6 protein-coding genes are annotated in these 5,255 nt (G+C 64.6%); 2 read left to right on the forward strand and 4 right to left on the reverse strand.

Annotated elements, in window-relative coordinates; genetic code table 11:
• Positions 1–1,358 (reverse strand): N-acyl-D-amino-acid deacylase family protein (locus tag A3E77_RS10555; RefSeq protein ID WP_293645697.1); only part of this gene is annotated, 1,358 nt, incomplete at its 3' end.
• A 123-nt stretch (positions 1,359–1,481) separates the two neighbouring features.
• On the opposite strand from A3E77_RS10555, the gene A3E77_RS10560 reads away from it, so the two are divergent.
• Together A3E77_RS10560 and A3E77_RS10565 are read left to right on the forward strand one after the other, a co-directional pair.
• Positions 1,482–2,228: a class I SAM-dependent methyltransferase gene (locus A3E77_RS10560; RefSeq protein ID WP_293645698.1), complete on the forward strand. Its 747-nt coding sequence runs from the start codon at positions 1,482–1,484 to the stop codon at positions 2,226–2,228.
• 4 nt (positions 2,229–2,232) lie between these two features.
• Positions 2,233–2,544, forward strand: coding sequence for an alkylphosphonate utilization protein (locus tag A3E77_RS10565; RefSeq protein ID WP_293645699.1), 312 nt, complete (start codon positions 2,233–2,235; stop codon positions 2,542–2,544).
• Positions 2,545–2,592: 48 nt separating this feature from the next.
• On the opposite strand, the gene A3E77_RS10570 is transcribed toward A3E77_RS10565, so the two are convergent.
• The 3 genes from A3E77_RS10570 to A3E77_RS10580 all read right to left on the reverse strand — a co-directional run.
• Positions 2,593–3,507, reverse strand: coding sequence for an energy transducer TonB (locus tag A3E77_RS10570; protein ID WP_293645700.1), 915 nt, complete (start codon positions 3,505–3,507; stop codon positions 2,593–2,595).
• A gap of 52 nt (positions 3,508–3,559) precedes the next feature.
• Complete coding sequence (locus A3E77_RS10575; protein WP_293645701.1) at positions 3,560–4,552, reverse strand: cupin-like domain-containing protein; 993 nt, start codon at positions 4,550–4,552, stop codon at positions 3,560–3,562.
• Positions 4,553–4,605: 53 nt separating this feature from the next.
• A partial coding sequence (locus A3E77_RS10580) for a serine hydrolase domain-containing protein (RefSeq protein WP_293645702.1) occupies positions 4,606–5,255 on the reverse strand: 650 nt, incomplete at its 5' end.

The following is a 5,255-nucleotide window of genomic DNA, read 5'->3' on the forward strand; positions in this document are numbered from 1 at the left end:
ATCGTGCCGCAATGCGCGCCGCCGTCGGACAGGCTGTTCACCGTGTCGTCGGCGGCCTGCAGATCCTCGAGGAAATTGAGGTTGCCGTCGCGGTAGTTGAGGATGGGGAAATAGATGAAGCCCTTGCCATCGTCCTTCATCAGCAGGTCATAGGCATATTCGGAAGGGCTGACCCCGGCGGCGGCGGCGCGCGCCATGATGCTTTCGTCCATCTTCGGCTCGTAATTGAAATCGGGGTCCATCTCGAACTGCACCGGCCAGCCGAGCGCGACGATCTTCAGGAAGTCGATAATGTCGCTTTCGGGCCAGACATTCTCTTCTTCGATCATCCGCGCCTTGAACGCCGGGTCGCGCAATTTTGCGAGTTGCTGGTCCCACGGCAGGTCGATGATCTCGTTCCACGCGGGTTTGAAGCGGAACGGATGCACCGTCCCCTGCCACGCCATGATGACGCCGTTGCCGCGCAGCGCGATCTGCGCCACGATGTTCGCGCCGGTCGCATTCTGGCGCCGCATCTCCTCGATCTGCTCCTCGAGCGGCAGTTCCTTGGCGATCGACTGGAGCGCGGCGAAGGTCACCGGCAGCCCGGTTTCGCGGCTCAAATCGCCCATCCACTGAAACTCGTTCCACTCGCGCTTCAGGTCGCTCGCCATTTCAAACACGCCATATCCGACGCGCCCCATCGCGCGGCCGATCGCGATCAGCTCTTCGGCGGTCGCGGTGGTGCCGGGGACGAGTTCGCCGTCGATCGACTTGTGGAGCACGGTGCGGCTGGTCGAGAAACCGAGCGCGCCGGCGCGCACGCCTTCTTCGACGATCCGCGACATTTCGGCGATGTCGGCCTCGGTCGGGATCGCGCCGGGTTTCTCGCGGTCGCCGAGCACATAAGCGCGCACCGCGCCGTGCGGGACGTGGCAGGCGACATCGACGGTGCGCGGCAGCTTTTCGAGCGCGTCCATATATTCGGGGAAGGTCTCCCAATCCCACGACATGCCTTCGGCCAATGCAGTGCCGGGAATGTCCTCGACCCCCTCCATCAGCGAGATCAGCCATTCGTGGCGGTCGGGTTTGGCGGGGGCGAAGCCGACGCCGCAATTGCCCATGACGACGGTGGTGACGCCGTGCCAGCTCGACGGCGCCATTTCGGCGTCCCATGTCGCCTGGCCGTCATAATGGGTGTGGACGTCGACGAAGCCGGGGGTGACGATCTTGCCGCTGGCGTCGATTTCTTCGCGGCCTGCGCCGAGATTTTCACCCACCGCAACGATGCGGTCGCCATCGACCGCGACATCTGCGACAAAGGGCGCGCCACCCGAACCATCGACGACGGTGCCGCCGCGAATCACCAGATCATGCATGTCCGTCTCCCGATTTTTAGTTTCACAGAAAAACCTATCATCAAAATCACGAGATGCAAATAAGCGGGCGCAGGCGGCGCGAAACTGTTATACTGGCGCGATACACCAAAGGGAGTCGATGCCATGATCCGCCCGCTTACCCTCGCCCTGCTGCTCGCCGTCTCGGCGGCCCCGCTCGCCGCCAAAGAGGTCGCCCCCGATTACAAGGTCGCGCTCGCTGATCCGGCGCGTCCCGACGCCGACCGGACACGCGACGCGGCGCGCAAGCCCGCCGATCTGCTCGCGTTTGCGCAAATCGCGCCCGGCGAAAAGGTCGGCGATTTCGTCATGGGCGGCGGCTATGTGACGCGCCTGCTGGCGGCCGCGGTCGGCCCGGCGGGCAAGGTCTATGGCTTCCAGCCCGCCGAGTTCATCGCCTTCAAGAAACAATATGGCGACGACCAGGCCGCGGTGGACGCGGCCTATGTCAATGTCGATGCCGTCGCCGGACCGTTCGCGGCGCCCGCCTTTCCCGAACCGCTCGACACGATCATCACGGTGCAGAATTTCCACGACCTGTATTTGAAGCCCTTCCCGGAAGGCACCGGCGCCAAGGCGAGCGCGGCCTTGTTCGCGGCGCTCAAACCCGGCGGCACGTTGGTCGTCGTCGACCATAGCGCCGCCAACGGCAGCGGCACGACCTTGTCCGACAGCCTGCACCGGATCGACAAGGATGCGGTCGTCGCCGCACTGACCGGCGCGGGCTTCAAACTCGAAGCCGAAAACGACCTCTATCGCCGCCCCGACGATCCGCGTACCGCCAATGTCTTCGACAAGGAAATCCGCGGCAAGACCGACCAGTTCGCGCTGCGCTTCCGCAAACCGGGATGATCTGATGACCAGCGACGACGAGGACTATGTCTATGACGAGGCGAGCGGCGAGTGGCTGTCCGCCAGCGATGCGCGCGACCGTGCGGCCGCCGCGGCGGCGGGGCCCGAGGTCCGCGACGCGGTCGGCAATCGGCTGGCCGACGGCGATTCGGTCGTGCTGGTCAAGGATCTGGCCGTCAAAGGCGCGGGACAGACGCTGAAGGTCGGCACCGTGATCAAGTCGATCCGCCTGACCGGCGACGACCAGGAAATCGATTGCCGCCACGATGGGATCAAGGGGCTGGTGCTGCGCGCGGAATTTGTGCGGAAGCGGTGAGACGCGTCGCCCACGCCGCCCCGCCCTCCGCCGAATAGGATCCGGGCCCTAAAGGTGGAAATTGACCGAGTTCAGCCAATAGGAGGCGATCGGATTTCCTGTGGCATCGAGCGCCGGTTCAAAGCGCGCGTTGCGCATGATGGCGCCGCACACCGCATCGTCGAACGCCTTGGGCCGGGTCGATTGCTGGATATGACATGCGGTGGCCTTGCCGGCGGCATCGACGTCGAGCCGGAATTGGACGATGGCGCGCTTTCCGGTCATCCACATCTGGGTCGGATAATCGCGCGATGTCACCCAATAGCCCGGATTGGTGCGCGGCCGCACCTTTCGCGACAGGGTCGCATGGCGCGCCACGTCGATGCCCCAATGATCGAGCAATTCGTCGGTGCATTTTTCGAGCGCGGCCAGCGGTGCCCCCAATGATCCGGTTTCGAGGATGAAGGGTTGGCGGATCGCACGTGTCACCTCGATATAGGTGACGGCCGCTTCCTGTTCGGGCGTGATATCAGGCCATTCAAAGTTGAATTCCTTGGCCTTGAGCGACGCCTTATACTTGGCAACCTGTTCGGGCGAGGGCGCAGCGATGCGCACGCCCCCGCGGATGATCAGCGACGGGGTCTTGTCGTCCGCGGTTGCGGGATAAAATTGCACCTCCTGTTCGGCCTCATCGGGTCCGAAACGCAGCCGCACATGCCCCTCGCTCTGCCCGGTAAAGGCGGGTTTTCCGATGAAGCTGATGCGCAGCGCGTCGCCCGGCTGATACCGATCGATCATCAGCACAATCTTTTGGTCGCCCTCGCCGAAGCTGCGCCCCATGCGGCAGCTGTCGGCGGCATAATGGACATGCCATTTGGAGCTGGGCTGTAACCGCACCGGCTCTTTTGCGGCGCCCGTGCCGGGCAGCACCAGCAGCACCGCCAGTAAAACGAAGATCGACCGATCGCGTCTTATGCTTCCCATACAGGCAATCTTGCCGACCCGCGCCGGGAACACAACCCCCTGGTGTTCCACCCTAGAGCTCGCCCCACGAGGCATAATCCTCGACATGGGCATTGGGTCGGCAAAAGCTGGTAAAGCTCATGCTGGCCGACAGGTCGAGCGCTTCGATCTGGTGCCACCAGCCGACGGGCAGGAAGATCGCCTCGCCCGGCCCGATGATGGTTTCGAGCACCGGCGGCCGAACTTCATCGCCGCCGCCGGCGGGCAGCGCGTCATTGCCCCAGTCGGAAAAGCAATGTCGGCCGTTTTTCATCCGTGCGAGCGCCCATGGGGGCGCCAGTCGCACGCGTTTCCGGCCCATGACCTGCACCAGCAGATTGTTGGTGAGATCATGATGCCAGGGGGTCAGCGTGCCGCGCGGGCCGAGCCAGAAAAAACCGTCGCGCGGACGCCTGTCGTCGAGCAGTGCGATCGGCGCGATATCGTCCCACAATATGGCGAGCGCCGCCGCATTGGTGCCGCTGTTATAGGCCGTCAGATAGATGTCGTTGCTCGCCGCGTCCTTGCGGAGCCAGTCGATCAGTTCGCCGAAGCGGACGAGGCGGCGATGATTGTCCTTCGCGAGTTCATAGTCCGGGTCGCGTTCGCGCTCGACCTGCGCCTCGACCACGGCGTCGCCCGCGACGCGCGCGAAATGATCGAGCGACCAGCGGGCGAGCGCGGGCCAGTGGTCGACGATGCCCGTCAGTTTCGCGGGCCGGTTCGCCTCATAATGATGGCGATAGAAAAACCCGCTGTCGGGGGCGACGAGCGTGTCGAGCGCGAAGCCCCCGTCGGCTTCGCGCGCGAGCCGGTCCTGATTGGCGAGCAGCCATGCCTGCTTTGCCATTCGCGCCGCCTGTCGCCGCAGCATCGCCGCCATCGGGTCCTTGCCGAGCCGGTCGATTTCATATTTCGCCGCCGCCGCCGACATGCCCGCCGCGACCAGCCGCACATGGAGCGCGGCGTCATCGTCACCGGCCGCAAGCCCCTCGGCCAGCAAGGCCCGTTTGTCGGGTTGGGACATTCAAAAGCTCCTCGGCCCGCTCAACGCCATGGAGATGACAAAAGAATGACAGGCTAGTCGCCCCCCGGACCCCTATAATCCGCCCCATAGACCGCCGCGCGGAAATCGCGGTGGAGCGTGCCGTCATAGGGGATGGTCTGGACAAAAAAGACCGCCGTCAGCCGGTTCGCGGGATCGACCCAGAACAGGGTCGAGGCCGCGCCATCCCAGAAATATTCGCCCGTCGCTCCGCGGCTTTCCGCGGCCGATTGCGGCGGCGACTTGCGCACCGCGACGTCGAACCCGAAACCGACCGCGCCCTTGCCGGGAAGCCATGCGCGTTCGGTAATTGCGGGATCGAGCTGGTCGGTCGCCAACAGCCGCACGGTCGAAGGTTTTAAGATGCGCGCGCCACCGAGTTCGCCTTCGTTCAGCAACATCCGCGCGAAACGCTGGTAATCGTCGAGAGTCGAAGCGAGCCCGAACCCGCCGGGGGTCAGCGCATGGTCCTCGAAATTCAGCTTTCGCGCGGTCGCGGCATCCTGTTGGACCAGCTTGCCATCGGCCTTCACATTCATCGCCGCAAAGCGCGACAATCGCGCGTCGGGCTGGCGCCAGGCGGTGTCCCGCATCCCGAGCGGCTCGAATATATGGAGGCGCACATAGTCCGCGAATGGCTGGCCCGACAACCGTTCGACAAGCGCAGCCTGGACGTCGACCGCGA

Source organism: Sphingopyxis sp. RIFCSPHIGHO2_12_FULL_65_19 (assembly GCF_001830555.1).
In the GTDB taxonomy this organism is placed as follows: domain Bacteria; phylum Pseudomonadota; class Alphaproteobacteria; order Sphingomonadales; family Sphingomonadaceae; genus Sphingopyxis.

What these genes read in the sequence shown, in the direction of transcription:
- A3E77_RS10560 (WP_293645698.1), top strand. Translation starts at nt 1,482, where the DNA reads ATGATCCGCCCGCTTACCCTCGCCCTGCTGCTCGCCGTCTCGGCGGCC.
- A3E77_RS10575 (WP_293645701.1), bottom strand. Translation starts at nt 4,552, where the DNA reads ATGTCCCAACCCGACAAACGGGCCTTGCTGGCCGAGGGGCTTGCGGCC.
- A3E77_RS10570 (WP_293645700.1), bottom strand. Translation starts at nt 3,507, where the DNA reads ATGGGAAGCATAAGACGCGATCGGTCGATCTTCGTTTTACTGGCGGTG.
- A3E77_RS10565 (WP_293645699.1), top strand. Translation starts at nt 2,233, where the DNA reads ATGACCAGCGACGACGAGGACTATGTCTATGACGAGGCGAGCGGCGAG.